The organism is Citrobacter sp. RHBSTW-00017 (assembly GCF_013797615.1).
GTDB classification, from domain to species: domain Bacteria; phylum Pseudomonadota; class Gammaproteobacteria; order Enterobacterales; family Enterobacteriaceae; genus Citrobacter; species Citrobacter braakii.
Map to the genome: position 1 here is coordinate 3,478,104 of NZ_CP056899.1, position 21,792 is coordinate 3,499,895.

Below are 21,792 nucleotides of genomic sequence, written 5' to 3' on the forward strand. Positions count from 1 at the left end.
TCCAGACCTACGGGGCAGGTGATACTCTTATTTACTACACGTCCAGCAGCAGACGCGTCGGATCTTCCAGCAACTCTTTAATGGTTACCAGGAAGCCTACTGACTCACGACCATCGATCAAACGGTGGTCATAAGACAGCGCCAGATACATCATCGGCAGGATTTCAACCTTGCCGTCTACGGCCATCGGACGATCTTTGATGGCATGCATACCCAGGATGGCGCTCTGCGGTGGGTTGATGATCGGGGTAGACATCAGGGAACCGAACACGCCACCGTTAGTGATGGTGAAGTTACCGCCCGTCAGATCGTCGACCGTCAGCTTGCCGTCGCGACCTTTAACTGCCAGCTCTTTAATATTTTTCTCGATGTCAGCCATACCCAGCAGATCCACATCACGCAGGACCGGCGTGACCAGGCCACGCGGCGTGGAGACCGCCATGCTGACATCAAAGTAGTTGTGGTAAACCACGTCATCACCGTCGATGGACGCGTTCACTTCCGGATAGCGTTTCAGCGCTTCAACAACCGCTTTCACGTAGAAAGACATAAAGCCCAGACGGATACCGTGACGTTTCTCGAACGCGTCACCGTACTGCTTACGCAGATCCATGATTGGCTTCATGTTGACTTCGTTGAACGTGGTCAGCATGGCGGTGGAGTTTTTCGCTTCCAGCAGACGCTCAGCTACGCGTTTGCGTAGACGGGTCATCGGAACACGTTTTTCGCCACGAGCGCCCAACTGAGCCTGTGGCGCAGGCGCGGCGGCCGGCGCTTTGGCTTCTGCTTTCGCAGCCGGTGCTTTGGCCAGATGCTTTTCAACATCTTCACGCGTGATACGACCACCGACGCCGGTGCCATTGATGGCGCTGGCTTCGAGGTTATGCTCACCCAGCAGGCGACGGATCGCCGGGCTCAGGGCATCGTTGTTCTGTTCAGCAAGAGACGCCTGCTGGCGTTGTGCCGGAGTAGAATCTTTCTCTTCAGACTTGGCGCTGGTCTCTTTGCCAGAGCTGTTGCCTTCACGCAGGCGACCGAGGATCTGGCGAGAAGTGACGGTTGTCCCTTCATCTTCCAGAACCGCATCAAGAATACCGTCCGCTGATGCCGGTACTTCCAGTACCACTTTGTCAGTTTCGATTTCTACCAGTACTTCATCACGACGTACTGCATCGCCCGGTTTTTTGTGCCAGGTTGCAACCGTTGCATCCGCTACGGATTCAGGCAGGTCGGGAACAAGAATATCTACGCTACTCATTATTTATCCTTTATTTAATCGACGTTCAGCGCGTCATTAACCAGATCTTGTTGCTGCTTCTGGTGAACGGACATATATCCTACTGCCGGAGAGGCAGAGGCCGGGCGACCTGCATAACGCAGAGCTGACCCAAATGGAATTACTTCACGGAAATGATGCTGGCTGCAGTACCATGCGCCCTGGTTGAGCGGCTCTTCCTGGCACCAGACAAAATCATGTACATGAGCAAACGGTTTCAGCGCTTCCTGCACCGCTTTATGCGGGAACGGATAGAGCTGTTCGATACGCACAATGGCGACATCTTTTTGGTCGTTCTTGCGGCGTTGCTCCAGCAGGTCGTAATAAACCTTACCAGAACACATCACGACACGCTTCACGCCTTTAGGATCAAGTTCATCTACTTCGCCAATGGCTGGCAGGAAGGTGCCATTTGCCAGTTCGTCCAGCGTGGACACCGCCAGCGGATGACGCAGCAGCGACTTCGGTGACATCACTACCAGCGGACGACGCATTCCGCGCAGCGCCTGACGACGCAGCATGTGGTAAACCTGTGCCGGGGTAGACGGGACGCAAACCTGCATGTTTTGCTCAGCGCAAAGTTGCAGATAACGTTCCAGACGCGCGGAAGAGTGCTCCGGACCCTGACCTTCATAGCCGTGTGGCAGCAGCATAACCAGACCGCACATACGGCCCCATTTCTGCTCGCCGGAAGAGATGAACTGGTCGATAACCACCTGCGCACCGTTGGCGAAGTCACCGAACTGCGCTTCCCAGATAGTCAGAGTGCGCGGTTCTGCCGTGGCATAACCGTATTCGAATGCCAGCACCGCTTCTTCAGACAGCACGGAGTCCCATACGCGGAACGTGCCCTGCCCGTTATGCACATGCTGCAGCGGAGTGTACGTTGAACCATTCGCCTGGTTATGAATAACCGCATGACGGTGGAAGAAGGTTCCACGGCCAGAGTCTTCACCCGACAGACGTACCGGAATACCTTCATCAACCAGCGTGGCGTAAGCCAGATTCTCTGCGCCACCCCAGTCGAACAGCTTCTCGCCTGCGGCCATGGCCTGACGGTCGCCGTAAATTTTGGCAACACGCGACTGCATTTCCACCGCTTCAGGCACGGTGCTGATGCGTTTTGCCAGCTCCTGCAGACGCTTCATCTCAACTTTGTTCGGGTAGTTTTCATCCCATTCGTGGTTGAGGTACGGAGACCAGGTGAAGGAGTGCATATTCATTGGACGCCACTCTTTCACCACGCATTCGCCTGCGTCCAGCGCGTCACGATACAGATTGACCATTTCGGTCGCATCTTCCAGCGTAGCGACGTTGTCCGCTTCCAGCTTGTCAGCGTAGATTTTGCGCGGGGTCGGATGCTTTTTGATTTTCTGATACATCAGCGGCTGGGTTGCGCTTGGCTCGTCGGCTTCGTTGTGGCCGTGACGGCGGTAGCACACCAGATCGATGAAGACATCGCGTTTAAAGGTATTACGGAAATCCAGTGCCAGACGCGTTACGAAAGCGACCGCTTCCGGGTCATCCGCGTTCACGTGGAAAATCGGCGCCTGAACCATCTTACCGATGTCGGTGCAGTACGGTGTAGAACGTGCATCTAGCGGGTTAGAGGTGGTGAAGCCCACCTGGTTGTTGATAACGATGCGAACGGTACCGCCCACTTCGTAACCACGCGCTTTCGACATGTTCAGGGTTTCCTGAACCACGCCTTGCCCGGTTACTGCCGCATCACCATGAATAGTGATTGGCAGCACTTTATTGCTGCTCGGCTCGTCCAGACGATCCAAGCGTGCACGTACGGAACCGATAACCACCGGGCTAACGATTTCCAGGTGCGACGGGTTAAACGCCAGCGCCAGATGCACCAGACCGCCTTCGGTTTCGATATCCGATGAGAAGCCCATGTGGTACTTCACGTCACCGGTACCGAGGTGTTCTTTATGTTTGCCCGCAAATTCGTCGAATAGATCCTGCGGCTTTTTACCCAGCACGTTAACCAGGACGTTCAGACGACCACGGTGCGCCATACCCAGTACCACTTCACGGGTACCGCTGTTACCGGCGTGGCGGATCATCTCTTTGAGCATTGGGATTAACGCATCACCGCCTTCCAGCGAGAAGCGTTTCGCGCCCGGGAATTTCGCGCCCAGGTAGCGTTCCAGACCTTCCGCTGCAGTCAGTTCGCTGAGGAAGCGTTTCTTCTCTTCACTACTGAACGCAGTACGACCAGACTCGATACGCTGCTGAAGCCAGCGTTTTTCTTCGGTGCTGGTGATGTGCATATACTCGGCGCCAATCGGGCCGCAGTAGGTTTGTTTCAGCGCGACAACCAGGTCGCTCAGCTTCATCGTGTCTTTGCCACCGGCAAAAGAACCCACGTTAAAGCTTTCCTGGAAATCCGCATCGGTCAGATCGTGGAAGGAGGGATCCAGATCGGCCACATTTTCTTGCTGCCACAGTCCCAGCGGATCGAGATTCGCATGCTGATGACCGCGGAAACGATAGGCGTTAATGAGCTGCAGGACTTTAACCTGCTTCACATTGGCATCAGGGTCGGAAATAGAAGAAGAGTAACGTGGGGTAATCAACGCCTGTCGACGGAAATAATCACGTGTTTTTGAGTGGAGTTGATCCGGTTTGACTCCGGTACCAGGTAACTGCTGGAACGTCGAACGCCAGTTAGCATCTACCGAGTCAGGGTCGGTTAAGAAGTCTTCATAGAGCTGTTCTATCCAGCTCTGGTTAGAACCAGAGAGGTAAGAAGAGTCCAACCAGGCTTTCAAAGCGCTGTTCTGCATCGTGATCCCTTAAGCATTTGTATGCTTATTTCGCCGTGGATACTACCACGCACACCGATGTGCGTGCCGGGGTTCACTTGTTGCGGACTGTCGTGTCATCTGCGTCCGCTAAGGAACCTTTAAAAACTGTCTAATAATCGTCGTCGTTCAGGCTGCGATTATTGCTATCAATGTGGCAGTTTTTAGAGGTTTCCCTGCACGGCCGGGGAATCTCTTCCCCGGCAACTACAACTACTTATGCACTACGTTTGAGCAGCATCGACTTAATATGACCGATGGCGCGCGTCGGGTTCAGCCCTTTAGGACATACGCTGACGCAGTTCATGATGCTATGACAGCGGAAAACGCTGAAAGCGTCACTTAAACCTTCCAGACGGCTGTCGGTCTCGGTATCGCGGCTATCAATTAAGAAGCGATACGCGGCCAACAGGCCTGCCGGGCCAATAAACTTGTCCGGGTTCCACCAGAATGATGGGCAGGACGTTGAGCAGCATGCACACAAAATACATTCATACAGCCCATCGAGCTTCTCACGCTGCTCTGGCATTTGTAAATGCTCACGAGCCGGAGGATTTTTCCCATTATTCAACAAGTAAGGCTTAATCTTCTCATACTGTGCGTAGAATTGTCCCATGTCTACCACCAAATCGCGCACAACCGGTAAACCTGGCAGCGGGCGAATGACAATTTTCTTGCCCGGCTGATTCAGCGCAGAAATAGGTGTGATACAGGCCAGTCCATTTTTGCCGTTCATGTTCAGACCGTCGGAGCCGCAGACTCCTTCACGGCAGGAGCGACGAAACGACAGCGACGGATCTTTTTCTTTCAGCTGCATCAACGCATCCAGCAGCATCATGTCGCGCCCTTCTTCCGCCTCCAGGGTGTAATCCTGCATGCGCGGAGCGTCATCAACATCCGGGTTATAGCGATAAACTGAAAACTCGAGTTTCATTGTCCTGTCTCCGCATTAATAAGTACGAATCTTCGGCGGGAATGCCGGGCGCAGCTTCGGTTCCATATTGACTTGACGTCGCGTCATGGATTCCGACTCTGGCAGGTACAGGGAATGGCACAGCCAGTTTTCGTCATCACGTTCCGGGAAGTCGAAGCGGCTATGCGCGCCACGGCTTTCGGTACGGAAGTTTGCAGATACTGCAGTGGCGTACGCGGTCTCCATCAGGTTATCCAGCTCCAGACACTCAACGCGCTGGGTGTTGAACTCGCTGGAGGTATCGTCCAGACGGGCATTTTTCAGGCGTTCGCGAATCGCTTTCAGTTCTTCCAGACCCTTCGCCATCGCATCGCCTTCGCGGAATACCGAGAAGTTATGCTGCATACATTCTTGCAGCGCTTTACGAATTGCCACCGGATCTTCACCGTTACGGTTACCGTTCCAGCGATTCAGACGCGCCAGAGAAGCGTCGATTTCATCTTCGGTTGCATCCAGCAGGTCACCCTGCTCTGCGATAGATTCCTGCAGATGCAGACCCACAGCACGACCAAATACCACCAGGTCAAGCAGTGAGTTGCCGCCCAAACGGTTAGCACCGTGAACCGATACGCAGGCGATTTCACCGACGGCAAACAGCCCTGGGATCACCACATCTTCGCCCTGCTCATTCACGGTCAGCGCCTGGCCGGTGACTTTGGTCGGAATACCGCCCATCATATAGTGGCAGGTTGGGATAACCGGGATTGGCTCTTTCACCGGGTCAACGTGAGCAAAGGTACGGGACAGTTCGAGAATACCCGGCAGACGGGACTCCAGCACTTCTTTACCCAGGTGGTCGAGTTTCAGTTTGGCGTGCGGCCCCCACGGACCGTCGCAGCCGCGACCTTCGCGGATTTCGATCATGATGGAACGCGCCACCACGTCACGACCCGCCAGGTCTTTCGCATTCGGGGCATAACGCTCCATGAAGCGCTCACCGTGTTTGTTCAGCAGGTAGCCACCTTCACCACGACAGCCTTCTGTTACCAAAACACCCGCGCCAGCGATACCGGTTGGGTGGAACTGCCACATCTCCATATCCTGCACCGGCACGCCAGCGCGGATAGCCATACCGACGCCGTCACCGGTGTTGATGTGGGCGTTGGTGGTGGACTGATAAATACGGCCAGCACCGCCGGTCGCCAGCACGGTTGCGCGGGCTTTGAAGTAAACGACTTCACCGGTTTCGATACACAGCGCGGTACAACCAACAATCGCGCCATCGGCATTTTTCACCAGATCCAGCGCGTACCACTCGGAGAAGATGGTGGTATGGTTTTTCAGGTTCTGCTGATACAGCGTGTGCAACAGCGCATGGCCGGTACGGTCTGCCGCTGCCGCGGTACGTGCCGCCTGCTCGCCGCCGAAATTCTTCGACTGGCCGCCAAACGGACGTTGATAAATTGTGCCATTATCGAGGCGAGAGAACGGCAGCCCCATGTGGTCCAGCTCCAGAATCGCTTCCGGACCGGTTTTACACATATATTCAATAGCGTCCTGGTCACCAATGTAGTCCGACCCTTTGACGGTGTCGTACATGTGCCATTCCCAGTTATCTTCATGGGTATTACCGAGCGCAACGGTGATGCCACCTTGCGCAGATACGGTATGGGAACGGGTTGGGAACACTTTGGAGAGCAGCGCACAGGTCTGACCGCTCTGGGAAATTTGCAGCGCCGCGCGCATACCTGCGCCGCCGGCACCAATCACAACAGCATCAAATTCTCTGACTGGCAGTTTCATTACACACCCCACACCACAACAAATCCATAAATGACGTAAACCACCAGCGCAACGACGATAGCCAGTTGCAGAATCAGGCGCACGGCCAGCGGTTTAACGTAGTCGGTCAACACCTGCCACATGCCGATCCAGGCATGAATCAAGATGGAGAAAAGAGCCAGCAGGGTGAAGACTTTGGTGAATGCCGATGAGAAGAAACCGGTCCAGACTTCAAACGTCAGTTCGCCGCTGGTGGCGAAGAAGCCGACCATATAGATGATGTATAACGTCAGAACGATAGCGGTAGCACGGACCAGAATGAAGTCATGTACGCCGTTGCGTCCTAATGCGGAGGCGTTGCTTACCATACGAGGACTCCTGCGAGAAGTGAAAGCACGACAATGATAACGAAACAAATTTTGGCGGAACGTGTCCCTGCTTCGAGGGTTTCTTCGATATAGCCAAAATCCATCAACAGATGGCGAATGCCCATTACGGCGTGATATGCCAGCGCAATCAGGATCCCCCACAGAATTAACTCCACAAAGAAGTTATTCATAATGGATGACGCCGCGAGGAAACCTTCAGGGGAGGAAAGGCTGGTACCCAATAACCACAACAGAATCCCGACCGCCACGAAGGTGATCACTCCGGATACGCGATGGAGAATGGACGCTATCGCCGTGATTGGGAACCGGATCGTTTGTAGATCCAGATTGACAGGTCTTTGTTTTTTCACATTTCTTATCATGAATAACGCCCACATGCTGTTCTTATTATTCCCTTTGGACTTCGGGTACAGAAGATGAAGACACCTGTAGCCTGAAAGACGATGGGATTTCCTTCCTCCGGTCTGCGTGCGGGTCAGACAGCGTCCTTACTATAACTACGCGTCATATAAAACACTGCTTCCAGATGCTAAAACGACACGTTACAACGCTGGTTGGCTCGGGATTGCAGGGTATTCCGGAGACCTGGCGGCAGTATAGGACGTTCACAAAATCATTACAATTAACCTACATATAGTTTGTCGGGTTTTATCCCGAACAGTGACATAGGTCACGATAACAACATTATTTTAATTTTTAACCATCTAATTTGACAATCATTAAACAAAGTTGTTACAAACGACACCAGAAAAAGCATATAATGCGTAAAAGTTATGGGGTCACTCTTTCACCGGACATTTAGTTATGTAACAGTGTGGAAGTATTGACCAATACAGTCAGGACAGTTATTAGTGATAGACAGGTTTAATAATTCGGATTGCTAAGTTCTTGATTTGCAGTTTATTCGCCATGAAAAGACCGTTTTACCTGCAAGCGCCCATAGCTCTGTACCCAGGTTATCCCCTCTTTCGCAGAGCGGCGAGCCAAATAACAAACTGGTAACGGTTCATTGATGTACGAAGGCAAATGTGAGTTCCAGCAGTCTTAAGCAATAAGGCGCTAAGGAGACCGTAAATGGCTGATACTAAAGCAAAAATCACTCTAAATGGTGACTCTGCTATTGAACTGGATGTGCTGAAAGGTACGCTCGGTCAAGATGTTATTGATATTCGTAGTCTTGGCTCAAAAGGGATGTTTACTTTTGACCCAGGTTTCACCTCTACCGCATCCTGCGAATCCAAAATTACTTTCATCGACGGTGACGAAGGTATTTTGCTGCATCGCGGCTTCCCGATTGATCAGTTGGCGACCGAGTCGAACTATCTGGAAGTGTGTTATATCCTGCTGTACGGTGAAAAACCGACGCAGGAGGAGTACGACGAGTTCAAAACCACAGTCACTCGCCATACCATGATCCACGAACAGATCACCCGCCTGTTCCACGGTTTCCGCCGCGACTCTCACCCGATGGCCGTTATGTGTGGTGTTACCGGGGCGCTGGCTGCGTTCTACCACGACTCGCTGGATGTGAATAATCCGCGTCACCGTGAAATCGCCGCCTTCCGTCTGCTGTCCAAAATGCCGACCATGGCAGCGATGTGCTACAAATATTCCATCGGACAGCCGTTCGTGTACCCGCGTAATGACCTCTCCTACGCCGGTAACTTCCTGAACATGATGTTCTCCACGCCGTGCGAAAAATACGAAGTGAATCCGATTCTGGAACGCGCAATGGACCGTATCTTGATCCTGCACGCTGACCACGAACAGAACGCCTCAACCTCTACCGTTCGTACCGCCGGTTCTTCTGGCGCTAACCCGTTTGCCTGCATCGCGGCCGGTATTGCTTCCCTGTGGGGACCAGCACACGGCGGCGCAAACGAAGCTGCTCTGAAAATGCTGGAAGAAATCAGCTCTGTTAAACACATTCCGGAATTTGTTCGCCGCGCGAAAGACAAGAATGATTCCTTCCGCCTGATGGGCTTTGGTCACCGTGTTTATAAAAACTATGACCCGCGCGCCACCGTCATGCGTGAAACCTGCCATGAAGTACTGAAAGAACTGGGCACCAAAGATGATCTGCTGGAAGTGGCGATGGAACTTGAACACATTGCGCTCAACGACCCGTACTTCATCGAGAAGAAACTCTACCCGAACGTAGATTTCTACTCCGGCATCATCCTGAAGGCGATGGGTATTCCGTCCTCCATGTTTACCGTTATCTTCGCCATGGCGCGTACCGTGGGCTGGATTGCACACTGGAACGAAATGCACACCGACGGCATGAAAATCGCTCGTCCGCGTCAGCTGTACACCGGCTACGATAAGCGCGATTTTAAGTCTGATATTAAGCGTTAATTGTCTGCCGGATGGCGCCAGCGCCTGTCCGGCTTACAGCCATTAATTCTCCTGGGTCGGACAAGGCATTGAAGCCAGAATCCGACCTGTTTTTTTTTTTGATGCATATTATTTTATTCTCATCATGCTTTCTCTATGATTTACTGAGATTTCCGTCATTTCACTCAGGAGCATGGGATGCCTGTTTTGCAGTGGAGCCTGTTGTTTCTGCTATCGCTCCTTCTTTCCCTGTTCTTTTTGTTTATACACCTTCCAGGACCGCTGCTGCTCGGTTCGATGATCGTCGGCATCATATTCAGTATGCGCGGCATCTCACTGCACCCTCCCCGCTGCACATTTCTTGGCGCGCAGGCGATTCTCGGCTGCATGATTGCCCAAAACCTGACGGGCTCAATCTTAACGACCCTTACGGCCCACTGGCCGATGGTGATTATCATCCTGCTGGCGACCCTTATCAGCAGCGCGGTAATCGGCTGGCTGCTGGTTCGCTACAGTAACCTACCGGGAAACACCGGTGCATGGGGCTCGTCACCTGGCGGTGCGGCGGCAATGGTGGCGATGGCGCAGGAATATGGTGCCGACATCCGGCTGGTGGCGTTTATGCAGTATCTGCGCGTACTGTTGGTGGTTGGTGCGGCGGCACTGGTCACCCGAGTGATGATGGGCGACCAGGCCCAAACGGTCAGTGAGCAAATCGTCTGGTTTCCGCCGCTGAGCAGCAATCTGTTCAGTACCCTGGCGCTGGCCGCCGTTGCCGGTACGGCCGGGCGTCTATTGCGTATCCCCTCTGGCGTCATGTTGCTACCGATGCTGGCAGGCGCATTGCTGAATGCTGGTGGCGTGATGGTGATCGAACTGCCGGAATGGTTGCTGGCGATTGCCTATATGGCCATCGGCTGGCAAATCGGTCTGGGCTTTGACAAGCAGATCTTTTTAATGGCGTTGCGCCCCTTACCGCAAATCCTCTTGTCCATTTTTTCACTGATGGCGATCTGCGCCGCTATGGCCTGGGGACTGGCGCATTACATGCAGATAGATTTTCTTACCGCCTATCTGGCGACCAGTCCAGGCGGCGTGGATTCTGTTGCGGTGATTGCCGCAGGGAGTCACGCCGATATGGCGCTGATCATGGCGATGCAAACCCTGCGGCTATTCAGTATTTTATTGACTGGCCCGGCGGTGGCGCGGTTTATTTCGCTACACGCGCCAAAGCATCCCGCTTAGTGCTGACATCCCGGACACCAGTAAAAGGGTCGTGAAGAGAGCGTCGTTTTTTCGATGATTCCGCCACAGCGCTCACAGGCTTCACCATCCCGGTGAAAGACCTTAAAGCGAAACAGCGCGCCGTGATGTTTGTTCTCATCCACCAGCCCGCGGGTGTTATAGGACAAACGAGGAATATCAAGCAGCGCATGCGCCAGCGCATCCAACTGCTCATCTCCGAGCATCGACGCTTTATGCTGCCCGGTCAGCCCTACCTGCCAGAGAATCTCTACCCGCAGGTAGTTACCTAATCCCGCCAGAAACGCCTGGTCCAACAGCAGGCCAGAAAACTGGCGATTGCGAAAACGCGGGGATAACAGACGCGCTTTCACGTCATCGGGCGTTAAACGTAAATCCAGGACGTCTGGCCCAACCCGTTGCAGGAACGGGTGGGTAGCGAGCTGTTCCGGCGTCAGCATGTCGATATCAGAGGCGCTATAGAGCAGAATAGTTTTGTCGTGTGTTTGCAACCTGACACGCAGAACCCGCGAAGTCTGCGGTATTTTGCCGGTATCCACCACTCGCCACACGCCATAGAGCTGATTGTGGCTGTACAGCGTCAATCCATTAGAAAAATGGGTCAGCAATGCTTTACCCCGCGTTTCAAGCTGGGTAACACTCTGCCCAATCAGTTGAGATTGATACGGTTTTAGCTGCTCAAAGGCAAACCAGACATCGGTCAGGGGTTTGCCTTTGACTGCCGCCTCCAGGTTATCCGCCGCGCGGCGGATCTCCGGGCCTTCAGGCATAATACTGTCCTTTTTTAATGTGTTGCACCGCCCGTCACTGCGATATCACTCTCCACCTGCAACGCGGTGGCAATCGCAACTTCCAGCGCCCGGCGCACTGTGTCCGCTGCCATACTTGGCGCCCCGGGGTGCTGTGCAGCCTGTTGCGGCAAATAAGGGATATGAATAAATCCTCCCTTTACCGCCGGAACGTCACGTAGTTTATGCAGCAGGCCATACATCACGTGGTTACACACGAAAGTGCCCGCGGTCTGGGAAACCGAAGCCGGAATTCCCGCGTTGCGCATGGCAACAACCATCGCTTTGATCGGCAACGAACTAAACCACGCCGCCGGACCATCGGCCACAATCGGCACATCTACCGGCTGTTGACCCTGATTATCCGCAATACGCGCATCGTCAACGTTGATCGCCACGCGCTCCACGGTGACATCCGCGCGCCCACCCGCCTGCCCCACCGCCAGCACCAGTGATGGCGACAGCGCGTCAATCGCACCATTGAGTACGGCAAGAGACTCGCCAAAGACGCACGGCAGTTGGCGGGCAACGACGCGGCATCCGCCGATGATAGCATTGTCGAGGCCCGAGACCACTTCCCAGGAAGGGTTAACTGACTCGCCGCCAAAGGGTTCAAATCCCGTGATGAGTACTGTTTTCATCCTGTCTCCTTACAAGAACATCAGGAAATACATCAGGAACACGTTGACCAGCAACAGCAGTATGCCGGTTGGCACCTGCGCTTTAATCACCGCGTTTTTATCCGGCAGCTCCAGCAGCGCTGCAGGAACAATGTTAAAGTTTGCCGCCATCGGCGTCATTAACGTCCCGCAATAGCCAGAGAACATGCCAATTGCCGCCATTACTGCCGGATTGCCGCCGTGCTGCAGCACGAGGATCGGAATCCCAATTCCAGCGGTCACGATCGGGAAAGCGGCAAACGCATTGCCCATGACCATCGTCAGCAATGCCATGCCGAGGGTGTACACCGCCACTGCGATAAAGCGGCTATCCACCGCCAGGTATTCTTGCGTCAGCCAGGAAATACCGCTGCCTACGCCCGCTGCCGTAAACAACAGCCCGAGCGTGGCCAAAATCTGCGGCAGGATAAACGCCCAGCCGATGGAGTCCAGCAGACGGCGCGCCTCCTGAATCGGTTGATAAACCCGCTCATGGGTCATTTTTATCGCCATCGCCAGACCAATCAACGAGCCTGCGGTCATAGAAAAGAGCGTCACCAGCGTGGCGTGATTACCCGGCCCAAACAGCGCATCCTGTAAGCCCGGAATATGGTTGAACATCAGCACGCCAATAACCGTTACCACCGGAATTGCCAGCGCCGGGAAAAACAGGCGGTTACCCAGACGACTGGCGCTTTCTTCGCGCTGTTGCTGCGTTCGTTGATGGTAGCTTCCCAGCTTCACGCCGCCAAAACCGGCGATCAGGGCCAGCACGACCACCGCAACGCCAACGGCAATATGCACCGTGCGTTTGTCGCCAAACAGCGAATATGTCCAGTCGCCAAGCAGAAACAGTACGCCGTATATGCCCCAAAACAGGCCGGTGGTGAAGCGACGCGGGTTCGCTTTGTCCTGCCAGGACATCAGCGCCACAATCAGTAATACCGCTCCCGCCAGCCAGTAGAGATAGCTTTGTTGAAAATTCATTTCGCTTCCCCTTTCGCTACGGCATTCGCTTTCGCCACCTCACGTTGCAAATAGCTATCCAGACGCCACAGACGCGTACCGTGGATCAGGAATGCACAAATTGCCGTTGGGATCCCCCACAAGGCAATATGCAGCGGTTCGGTCTGGATCCCACCAGACTCCAGCATAAAGTTATGCATAAAAATGATGGCGCCGAAGGCAACAAAGATATCTTCACCGAAGAACAGTCCGACGTTATCGGTCGCAGCTGACATGGCGCGCAGACGATAGCGTACCGCCCCAGGTATCTCGCCGTGATTTTTCTCTGCGGCCCCTTCCGCCATCGGCGCCAGCAGCGGACGCACCATCTGCGGATGCCCCCCCAGACTGGTCAGCCCTAACGCAGCGGTCGCTTCGCGAATGAACAGATAGACAATAAGCAGACGACCACTGGTGGCGCTGCGGATTTTTGCAATCCACGCCTGAGCACGCTCTTTGAGTCCGTGGCGTTCCAGCAGGCCAATAACCGCCAGCGGGATCAGCAGGATAAATGGCAGGTTGCGGGTGTTAAGAAAACCTTCACCCAGCTTCTCAAGGATAGTGGCTACCGGCATATGCGCCGCCAGCCCCGTGACGATCCCGGCAATAATGACCACCAATACCGGGTTAAAACGTAAAAGAAATCCGACCACGATGACGGCGATCCCCGTCAATGGCCAGAGAGAAATTACCTCTCCCATAATTCAGTCCTGTATATGTTGTTGTGTAATATATTATTGTTTTTTATGAATAAATTTATGCGCTAATTTGAATATTGCATGCATTGAATGCGGCTCGCAAGCGACGGGCAAAAGCGAGTGCGTGCTCACCATCCCCGTGAATGCATACCGTCTGGGCTGTCACGTTCGCCCACGTTCCACTCTGGCTTTTTACTCTGCCGGATTGCACCATTTCTAGCGTTTGCGCCAGCGCCTGCTCTTCATCCTCAATCAATGCGCCCGGCTGGCTGCGCGGCACCAGACTGCCATCCGCCTGATAACCCCGATCGGCAAAAACCTCCTGACGTGTTACCAGACCATAGCGTTCACCCGCACGAATCAGTTCGCTTCCCGCCAGCCCTACCAGAACCAGCGACGGATCGCAGGCATACACCGCTTGAGCAATAGCATCCGCCAACTGAGGATCTTTCGCCGCCTGGTTATAAAGCATACCGTGCGGTTTAACATGACGCATTACGCCGCCCTGCGCACGCGTGATGGCAGCCAGCGCACCAATTTGATACAGCATCTGCGCATACACCGTTTCCACAGGCAGGGTCATGGCGCTACGGCCAAAATTTTCACGATCCGGAAAACTCGGATGCGCGCCTATCGCTACGCCATTTTTTAGCGCTTCGCGCACGCTTAAAAGCATCGTCTGCGCATCACCGGCGTGAAACCCACAGGCGATGTTGGCTGATGACACCAGTTGCAGCAGCGCTGCATCGTTAGGGCATCCCTCACCGAGGTCTGCGTTGAGATCAATTTTCATTGTTAAGTCGCCATGTTAACTGTTCCAGATAACGCTGCCGATCGTGGCGCGCCTTAAGCGCTTCCTCCAGCGAACACTGCACAAAATGGATCGGCTGGCCGAGCGGGATCTGCGCCAGATGATACATATCTGCTTCGATGATACAGGCGATACGCGGATAGCCGCCCGTCGTCTGAGCATCTTTCATCAGCACGATAGGCTGACCATTATGCGGAACCTGCACTACGCCAGGGAGCAAACCATGCGACAATAGCTCGCGATCGGTCGTGCGCGTCAGCGACTGCCCCTGCAAGCGATACCCCATACGGTTGCTTTGCGGACTCAGCTGCCACGGGGAGCGCCAGAAAGAAGCCTGCGATACTTCGTCAAACTCCTGGTATTCAGGCCCGGGGAGCGCGCGAATGTGGTTGCCCCACATCAGCTGTTTTACGCCCTGCGGCCCGCTGAATTGCCGGGTCGATGCGCCAATTGGCAGCCGATCGCCATCGCGCAGCAGACGCCCTTCCAGCCCGCCAATTCCGACTTTGAGATCGGTACTGCGCGACCCCATTACTTCGGGCACATCAAAACCGCCCGCTACCGCCAGATAGCTGCGCATGCCGTGATGTGGACGTTTTAGCGTCAGACGCTGCCCGGCTTTCACCGGCAGCCGCCATCCGCTCCATACAGGAGTACGATCCAGGTGCGCTTCACATCCCGCACCGGTCAGGGCAAACCAGCCATCGGTTTCAAATTCCACCACCAACTGCCCCAGTGTGATTTCCAGCGCAGCGGCATTCGCATCATTACCTACCAGCAGGTTAGCAACGTTCAGCGCCGGTTTATCCAGCGCGCCACAGTGACTGATTCCGGATTGACGAAAACTATGGCGTCCCCCGTCCTGTACTGAGGTGTACATGCCAGCGCGAATGATGTTTAACATATCCCCTCCTTCTGCGGGACAAAACGCACGGTATCGCCAGCCCGTAACAGAATCGGCTCCTGCCGTTTTGGATCAAATAACGCAACGGAGGTACGGCCAATCAATTGCCATCCGCCTGGCGTGGAAAGCGGATAGACCCCCGTTTGGGATCCGCCAATACCGACAGAACCTGCCGGAACAAGCAGACGCGGTTCCGCACGCCTCGGAGTATGGAGCGGTTCAGGTAAGCTCCCGAGATAGGGAAATCCCGGCTGAAAACCGATAAACCACACCACATAATCAACCGACGCATGAAGTTCGACGACCTGCTTGTCGCTTAATCCACTGTGCCGGGCGACCTCTGCCAGATCGGGGCCGAACTCACCGCCATAGGTCACGGGAATTTCAATAAAGCGCGAGTCCGGCTCCAGCGCCTCACTCTCTTCCCACCAGCGCTGCAGGCGTTCAATCGCATCCAGCGCCAGCGTTTTCGGGTCGCGCAGGGTAACCGTGATATTGTTCATTCCCGGAATAGCTTCCAGCACATTCGGGGCATCAACCAGACGCTGGGCCAGACGCCAGATGCGTTTCTGAGTCGCCAGCGTAATGGGAGGTTCCAGCTCAAGAACCACCGCACTCTCACCTAACAGATAACAACGCGCTCGCTGCACTTTCGTCCCTCTTTATTACGCTGGATTAGGAATATCGATAAAGGTTACGTCCAGATCGGTATTTTCATTCAGCCATTCGCTCAATGCGCGAATGCCGCCGCGTTCGGTCGCATGGTGACCAGCAGCATAAAAATGCAACCCTTGCTCGCGGGCTGAGTGAATGGTTTGCTCTGAAACTTCACCGGTGATAAAGGCATCGACACCAAACCGGGCTGCGCTATCAATGAAACTCTGACCGCCCCCTGTACACCAGGCGACGCGCTGAACTTTTTCCGGCCCGGTATCACCACACCATAACGGTTTACGGCCTAAACGCGCTTCAATCCACGATGCCAGCTCCAGCCCCGGAACCGGCATGGAGAGTTCTCCCCATGGCACCAGCGGCTCGATTTCACCCATGACGGTGATCCCCAACAGCGCTGCCAGCTGCGCGTTATTACCCAGTTCCGGGTGAGCATCCAGCGGCAGGTGCCAGCCATACAGGTTGATATCATTTTCCAACAGCGTCTTCAGACGATGGCGCTTCATACCGCGTATAACCGGAGATTCGCCTTTCCAGAAATAACCGTGATGAACGATGACCGCATCCGCCTGCAGACGTACCGCCTCATCCAGCAACGCCTGACTTGCGGTCACGCCGGTCACGATTTTATGCACCGTCTCTTTGCCCTCAACCTGCAAACCATTCGGCGCATAGTCGCTAATGGCGGCGCTGTTCAGTTTGTCGTTGATCAGTTGTTCCAGTTCGGTGTTTTTCATCATCGTCCTCGTAGTCATAAATTCTGCCTGCCCAATCAGCAACACAGCTTAGGTTAAAATAGCGTTCCCGCTTGCGTTCGTCGATAGACATTTCACTGACACATCAAGAAACAATCACACCCGATTTGAACGCAATTTGCTTACCCCCACGCGATCTAATTCATGTATATTTATGCAATCAGACAGCATATTGCAAAAATAATCAGATCTGTATCAAAGTTAAAACTTTAAGGAAACACACTCGCGCAGCACGTTCAGCCTGTCGCGAGGCATTTACTTCGAGAAAAGAATGAATAAACAAGCATCTCAACCACGGGCGATTTATTACGTCGTTGCGCTACAAATTTGGGAATACTTCAGTTTTTACGGCATGCGTGCATTGCTGATCCTGTATCTCACTAACCAGCTTAAGTACGACGATAATCACGCATATGAACTGTTCAGCGCCTACTGCTCGCTGGTCTACGTCACGCCCATTCTTGGGGGATACCTGGCCGATAAAGTGCTCGGCAATCGAATGGCGGTGATGATCGGCGCATTTTTAATGGCAGTGGGGCATCTGGTATTGGGCGCCAGCGAAATGGCCCCGGCGTTCCTTTATTTGTCGCTGGCGATTATTGTCTGTGGCTACGGTCTGTTTAAATCCAACATCAGTTGCCTGTTAGGCGAGTTGTATCAGCCTGAAGACCCTCGCCGTGACGGTGGATTCTCTCTGCTCTACGCTGCCGGTAATATTGGTTCAATCATCGCGCCTATTGCCTGCGGCTACGTGCAGGAAGAGTACAGTTGGGCGATGGGCTTTGCGCTGGCGGCGATTGGCATGCTGGCGGGGCTGGTGATTTTCGTATGCGGTAATCGCCATTTCGCCCATACCACCGGCGTCAACAAGGCCGTTCTGTGTGCGAAAAAATATATGCTGCCAAACTGGGCCTGGTTGTTAGTTCTGCTGGTTGCAGCACCGCTGCTGATTACCGTTCTGTTCTGGAAAGAGTGGTCCGTTTACGCACTGATCGTTGCTACTGTTATTGGTCTGGCGGTTCTGGCGAAGATTTACCGCCAGGCGCAGACCCTGAAACAGCGCAAAGAACTGGGGCTTATCGTTACGCTGACCTTCTTCAGTCTGTTGTTCTGGGCCTTTGCTCAACAGGGCGGCAGTTCGATTAGCCTGTATATCGACCGCTTCGTTAACCGCGATATTCTGGGATATTCCGTCCCTACTGCGATGTTCCAGTCGGTTAACGCCTTTGCCGTTATGCTGTGCGGTATCGTGCTGGCCTGGGTGGTCAAAGAAAGCGTTAGCGGTAATCGTACCGTACGTATCTGGGGTAAATTTGCCCTTGGCCTCGGTTTAATGAGCGCCGGATTCTGTATTCTGACCTTGAGCGCCCGCTGGTCCGCGGCTTACGGTCACTCTTCCATGCCGCTGATGGTATTGGGACTGGCGGTCATGGGCTTTGCCGAGCTGTTTATCGATCCGGTGGCTATGTCTCAGATTACACGTATCGAGATCCCAGGAGTGACCGGCGTGTTAACGGGTATTTACATGCTGCTTTCCGGAGCCATCGCCAACTACCTGGCCGGCGTTATCGCCGATCAGACCTCACAAGGTTCGTTTGACTCAGCGGGCGCTATCAACTATTCCATCAATGCATATATTGATGTCTTTAGCGAAATAACCTGGGGCGCGCTGGCCTGTGTGGTGCTGGTGCTGCTGATTTGGCTGTACCAGTCGTTGAAGTTCAGAAATCGTCCGCTGGCGGTAGAGTCCTGAGTTTACAGGCCCGATGATGTAATAAGATTCGGGCCTGTTTTTCTGGAGATTATGCATGGTTTACAGCCAAATCCGCTTCTGAAACACCGGTCACCAGTTTTACCATTTCGCGTTCTATTCCCTGCTCCAACATGGTTTGCGCTATACGCAATGCCGCTTCTTGTTTTCCTTGTTGTAGTCCTTGTTGTAGTCCTTGTTGTAGACCTTCCTGTAATCCATCTAACCGTAACCGCTCTGCAATAGTCATCAGCCTCTCCTTGTGTTGGGGGATCCGTTGTGTCATCTCTTGCATAAACTCATTAAAGCGAGATTCATCGCCAGATTGTAGAATGTAATTAAACATCGCTTGTAATTGCGTGTCATTAGCGCATCCAGTAAGTAGCAGCGTGGTCAGTTGCTCTACCAGCCCCATCAAATCCCGCCGACGGATATGTTTTTGCATTAATTCCAGCAGCGCCATTCGCCTGTGAGCCATGATCTCATCATCGGGTACCACCGTTATGTCCACCAACGGAAATGCGCTGGAATAAAGTTGTCTTGCCACCACGGAGTCGGCAAAGGCATCCAGCCAGCACAACGAGTACGGATAAGGGCTTCGGCAGCCATGATAAAACAGCATCGGTATCACCAGCGGCAGTTCCTTATGCCCTGCGTCCAGATGGCGCTGCATCGCCGCCATCGCATAACGCAACAGACGAAAAGCCATATGCGGCTCGGCTGAACTTTGATGCTCTAAAACCACATAGACATAACCGTCGCCGTCGCGAGTGTGCAAAGACCAGAGCACGTCGGAGTAGCGCGAACGTAAATCCGCTTCAATAAAGCTTTCTGACTCCAGCTTCAGCGAATTCAAATCGCAAAGTGTCCGCAGTTCAGCTGGCAGGTGAATGTCGAGAAAATCCCGCGCAGTTTCGGGATGATGTAAAAACGTTTTAAACACCGCATCGTGCGGTGTGGATGTCGTTGGCGTTGTCATTAATTTCCGTCATCTGAATGAAGATGACGGAAATTTACTGCTGAGGGAAAACTTATGCAGCAGGGTATTCACGGTACTGAGAGCACGTTTCAGCGCTAATAGCTCCCGACTGCAACATGTTCATTCTGCTGGAAGGCATTACGCAGAAATCCGTCACATACTTATCCCTTGCGCGCCGCCTCATAGGCCGCCAGCGTCGCCAGTCTTGCCTGTTTATGATCGACAATCGGACGAGGATAGTTAAGCGTAACCTGCGCTTTTTCAGCCCATGTCCACGGGTCATGAATGGCTTTACCCGGCACATCGCGCAGTTCCGGCAGCCACTGGCGGATAAACTCACCGTCGCGGTCAAATTTTTCGCCCTGAGTCGTGGGGTTAAAGATACGGAAATACGGTGCGGCGTCGGTCCCGGTTGAGGCCGCCCACTGCCAGCCGCCGTTATTGGCCGCCAGATCGCCATCGATCAGTTGCGACATAAAATATTGCTCGCCTTTACGCCAGTCGATCAGCAGATCTTTCACTAAAAAACTGGCTGTAATCATGCGTAATCGATTATGCATCCAGCCCGTGGCGTTGAGCTGACGCATCGCCGCATCCACAATCGGGTATCCCGTGTTCCCTGTTTGCCAGGCATGCAAATGTGCCGGATTATTCTGCCATTGCACGCGATCGGTCCAACGGATAAACGGTTGATGCCGACACAGCGCCGGATGGTAAGTCATCAGATGACGATAAAATTCACGCCAGATAAGTTCGTTCAGCCAGACGCTGCCTTCCCCTCCTTCAAGCGCCTGCGGCTGCTCCGCGAGCAGTCGATTCAGGCACTGGCGCGGCGACAATCCCCCTGTCGCCAGGCTTGCGGATAATCGACTGGTACCGTCAACCGCGGGGAAATCACGCTGTTGCTCATATTCTCTCGCGGCCTGCTGGCAAAACTGGCGTAATTGCGCGATAGCCAGTTTTTCTTCTGCCACAAACCGCTGCGTATCAAAATCTTGCTGCGGATAGCTCAGCGTTATTGATGTTAACGGAGCGTCAAGAGCGCCGCTTTCTCTCACCTTCGGCGCGCTAACGCATTCTGGAACACCCTCTTTAATCCGCTTCAGCCAGGCATTTTTAAACGGTGTAAAGACTTTATACATTTCGTGATTGCCGGTCATGACCGCCCCTGGAGGCAGGATCACGCTGTCATCAAACCCTTCACACACCACATGGGGTAATGCCTTCTCAACGGCAACATCACGCTGACGTTCGTTTATTTCGTATTCATAGTTATAAAACAATCGGCTGACGCTATGCTGTGCGCAGACGTTTTTGACGGTTTCCACGCTGGTCGCAAAATCTGCAACTTCATCAAACAGAAGCGGGATGCCTTTTTCCGCCAGCGCCGCCTTCAACGCATTCAACTGCGCACTCACAAATGCCGCCTGACGTGGGGCCATTTCGTGCGCCTTCCACTGCTCAGGAGTAGAGATATATAGCGCGATGACCTGCGCAGTACGATCCCGACAAGCCGCCGCCAGCGCGAGGTTGTCATGCAGACGTAAATCACGTCGAAACCAGACCAGATGGGTGGTCATAATACTCCCGGATATAAATTAATCATTGCCACTCGTTATCTATTACACCGACAAGTGTAGACGTCGGCGCATAAAAAAAACCGCCACATTACTGTGAGCGGTTTTCTTGAGCAAGAACGATAACTTAGTAGAAATCGCAGGTGGCTTTTTCAGCCTGCTCCATCCACACCGGTTTATCACTGGTTTTAGACCAGACGCGGTGCAGGTAGCTGTAAAAACGAGCGCGGTCTTTCCAGAACAGCATGACCGGTAGCGCCAGCACGCCCGCCACTACGGCAAAGGTACGGCGCAAGAAAACAATGTGTGCTGGATATTCTTTATAAAAGTCCATAATCCTCTCCCATATATCTGTTCGGTGAATAGCACCGGAAAAATAAACTTGGTTAACTGATGAAAATAATACCGCCTTGTGTGT

20 protein-coding genes are annotated in these 21,792 nt (G+C 53.7%); 3 read left to right on the forward strand and 17 right to left on the reverse strand.

Annotated features, from left to right (window positions below; translation table 11 throughout):
• Positions 1 to 34: 34 nt before the first annotated feature.
• The 6 genes from odhB to sdhC form a co-directional block, all read right to left on the reverse strand.
• Positions 35 to 1,258, reverse strand: coding sequence for a 2-oxoglutarate dehydrogenase complex dihydrolipoyllysine-residue succinyltransferase (odhB, locus tag HV037_RS16945; RefSeq protein ID WP_016156001.1), 1,224 nt, complete (start codon positions 1,256 to 1,258; stop codon positions 35 to 37).
• Positions 1,259 to 1,272: 14 nt separating this feature from the next.
• Positions 1,273 to 4,074, reverse strand: coding sequence for a 2-oxoglutarate dehydrogenase E1 component (sucA, locus tag HV037_RS16950; RefSeq protein WP_016152283.1), 2,802 nt, complete (start codon positions 4,072 to 4,074; stop codon positions 1,273 to 1,275).
• A gap of 235 nt (positions 4,075 to 4,309) precedes the next feature.
• Positions 4,310 to 5,026 (reverse strand): succinate dehydrogenase iron-sulfur subunit SdhB, encoded by a 717-nt coding sequence (gene sdhB / locus HV037_RS16955; RefSeq protein WP_003022921.1) that lies wholly within the window; start codon positions 5,024 to 5,026, stop codon positions 4,310 to 4,312.
• 15 nt (positions 5,027 to 5,041) lie between these two features.
• Entirely contained in the window at positions 5,042 to 6,808 is a 1,767-nt protein-coding gene (gene sdhA, locus HV037_RS16960; protein ID WP_003022919.1) for a succinate dehydrogenase flavoprotein subunit, read from the reverse strand.
• On the reverse strand, positions 6,808 to 7,155 hold the full coding sequence (sdhD, locus tag HV037_RS16965) for a succinate dehydrogenase membrane anchor subunit (RefSeq protein WP_005122550.1): 348 nt from the start codon (positions 7,153 to 7,155) through the stop codon (positions 6,808 to 6,810). Before sdhD ends, sdhA begins: the two co-directional genes overlap by 1 nt.
• Positions 7,149 to 7,553 (reverse strand): succinate dehydrogenase cytochrome b556 subunit, encoded by a 405-nt coding sequence (sdhC, locus tag HV037_RS16970; protein ID WP_016152282.1) that lies wholly within the window; start codon positions 7,551 to 7,553, stop codon positions 7,149 to 7,151. Before sdhC ends, sdhD begins: the two co-directional genes overlap by 7 nt.
• Before the next feature lie 697 nt (positions 7,554 to 8,250).
• Here sdhC and HV037_RS16975 point away from each other — a divergent pair.
• Both HV037_RS16975 and HV037_RS16980 read left to right on the forward strand, forming a co-directional pair.
• Positions 8,251 to 9,534, forward strand: coding sequence for a citrate synthase (locus HV037_RS16975; protein WP_016152281.1), 1,284 nt, complete (start codon positions 8,251 to 8,253; stop codon positions 9,532 to 9,534).
• 177 nt (positions 9,535 to 9,711) lie between these two features.
• Positions 9,712 to 10,758: an AbrB family transcriptional regulator gene (locus HV037_RS16980; RefSeq protein WP_016156000.1), complete on the forward strand. Its 1,047-nt coding sequence runs from the start codon at positions 9,712 to 9,714 to the stop codon at positions 10,756 to 10,758.
• Here the strand turns inward: HV037_RS16980 and nei are convergent.
• From nei to ybgI, 8 genes are read right to left on the reverse strand one after another with little or no spacing between them, the layout of a single operon-like run.
• Complete coding sequence (nei, locus tag HV037_RS16985) at positions 10,755 to 11,546, reverse strand: endonuclease VIII (protein WP_047497737.1); 792 nt, start codon at positions 11,544 to 11,546, stop codon at positions 10,755 to 10,757. The two genes, HV037_RS16980 and nei, sit on opposite strands and share 4 nt — an antisense overlap.
• 14 nt (positions 11,547 to 11,560) lie before the next feature.
• Positions 11,561 to 12,205 (reverse strand): pyroglutamyl-peptidase I, encoded by a 645-nt coding sequence (pcp, locus tag HV037_RS16990; protein ID WP_019076289.1) that lies wholly within the window; start codon positions 12,203 to 12,205, stop codon positions 11,561 to 11,563.
• Between the two features lie 9 nt (positions 12,206 to 12,214).
• On the reverse strand, positions 12,215 to 13,210 hold the full coding sequence (locus tag HV037_RS16995) for a DUF979 domain-containing protein (RefSeq protein WP_103283633.1): 996 nt from the start codon (positions 13,208 to 13,210) through the stop codon (positions 12,215 to 12,217).
• Positions 13,207 to 13,929: a DUF969 domain-containing protein gene (locus HV037_RS17000; RefSeq protein ID WP_103283632.1), complete on the reverse strand. Its 723-nt coding sequence runs from the start codon at positions 13,927 to 13,929 to the stop codon at positions 13,207 to 13,209. The genes HV037_RS16995 and HV037_RS17000 overlap by 4 nt, the downstream gene beginning before the upstream one ends.
• A 55-nt stretch (positions 13,930 to 13,984) precedes the next feature.
• A complete protein-coding gene (gene pxpA, locus HV037_RS17005) occupies positions 13,985 to 14,719 on the reverse strand; it encodes a 5-oxoprolinase subunit PxpA (RefSeq protein ID WP_016155997.1) in 735 nt (244 codons plus the stop codon).
• Positions 14,709 to 15,641 carry a 5-oxoprolinase subunit PxpC gene (gene pxpC / locus HV037_RS17010; RefSeq protein ID WP_181500117.1) on the reverse strand — a complete coding sequence of 311 codons (933 nt, stop codon included), beginning with the start codon at positions 15,639 to 15,641 and terminating at the stop codon, positions 14,709 to 14,711. Before pxpC ends, pxpA begins: the two co-directional genes overlap by 11 nt.
• Positions 15,635 to 16,291 (reverse strand): 5-oxoprolinase subunit PxpB, encoded by a 657-nt coding sequence (pxpB, locus tag HV037_RS17015; RefSeq protein WP_046274709.1) that lies wholly within the window; start codon positions 16,289 to 16,291, stop codon positions 15,635 to 15,637. Before pxpB ends, pxpC begins: the two co-directional genes overlap by 7 nt.
• 15 nt (positions 16,292 to 16,306) lie before the next feature.
• Positions 16,307 to 17,050, reverse strand: a complete 744-nt coding sequence (gene ybgI, locus HV037_RS17020; protein ID WP_016152273.1) for a radiation resistance protein YbgI — start codon at positions 17,048 to 17,050, stop codon at positions 16,307 to 16,309.
• 289 nt (positions 17,051 to 17,339) lie between these two features.
• On the opposite strand from ybgI, the gene dtpD reads away from it, so the two are divergent.
• A complete protein-coding gene (dtpD, locus tag HV037_RS17025; RefSeq protein ID WP_103283631.1) occupies positions 17,340 to 18,821 on the forward strand; it encodes a dipeptide permease DtpD in 1,482 nt (493 codons plus the stop codon).
• 49 nt (positions 18,822 to 18,870) lie between these two features.
• Here dtpD and HV037_RS17030 read toward each other — a convergent pair whose 3' ends face one another.
• From HV037_RS17030 to HV037_RS17040, 3 genes are all read right to left on the reverse strand, one after another.
• Positions 18,871 to 19,797, reverse strand: a complete 927-nt coding sequence (locus HV037_RS17030) for an Rpn family recombination-promoting nuclease/putative transposase (protein WP_103283630.1) — start codon at positions 19,795 to 19,797, stop codon at positions 18,871 to 18,873.
• A gap of 161 nt (positions 19,798 to 19,958) precedes the next feature.
• On the reverse strand, positions 19,959 to 21,377 hold the full coding sequence (gene phrB, locus HV037_RS17035) for a deoxyribodipyrimidine photo-lyase (RefSeq protein WP_103283629.1): 1,419 nt from the start codon (positions 21,375 to 21,377) through the stop codon (positions 19,959 to 19,961).
• A 124-nt stretch (positions 21,378 to 21,501) separates the two neighbouring features.
• A complete protein-coding gene (locus tag HV037_RS17040; RefSeq protein WP_003022870.1) occupies positions 21,502 to 21,708 on the reverse strand; it encodes a YbfA family protein in 207 nt (68 codons plus the stop codon).
• Between the last annotated feature and the right edge of the window lie 84 nt (positions 21,709 to 21,792).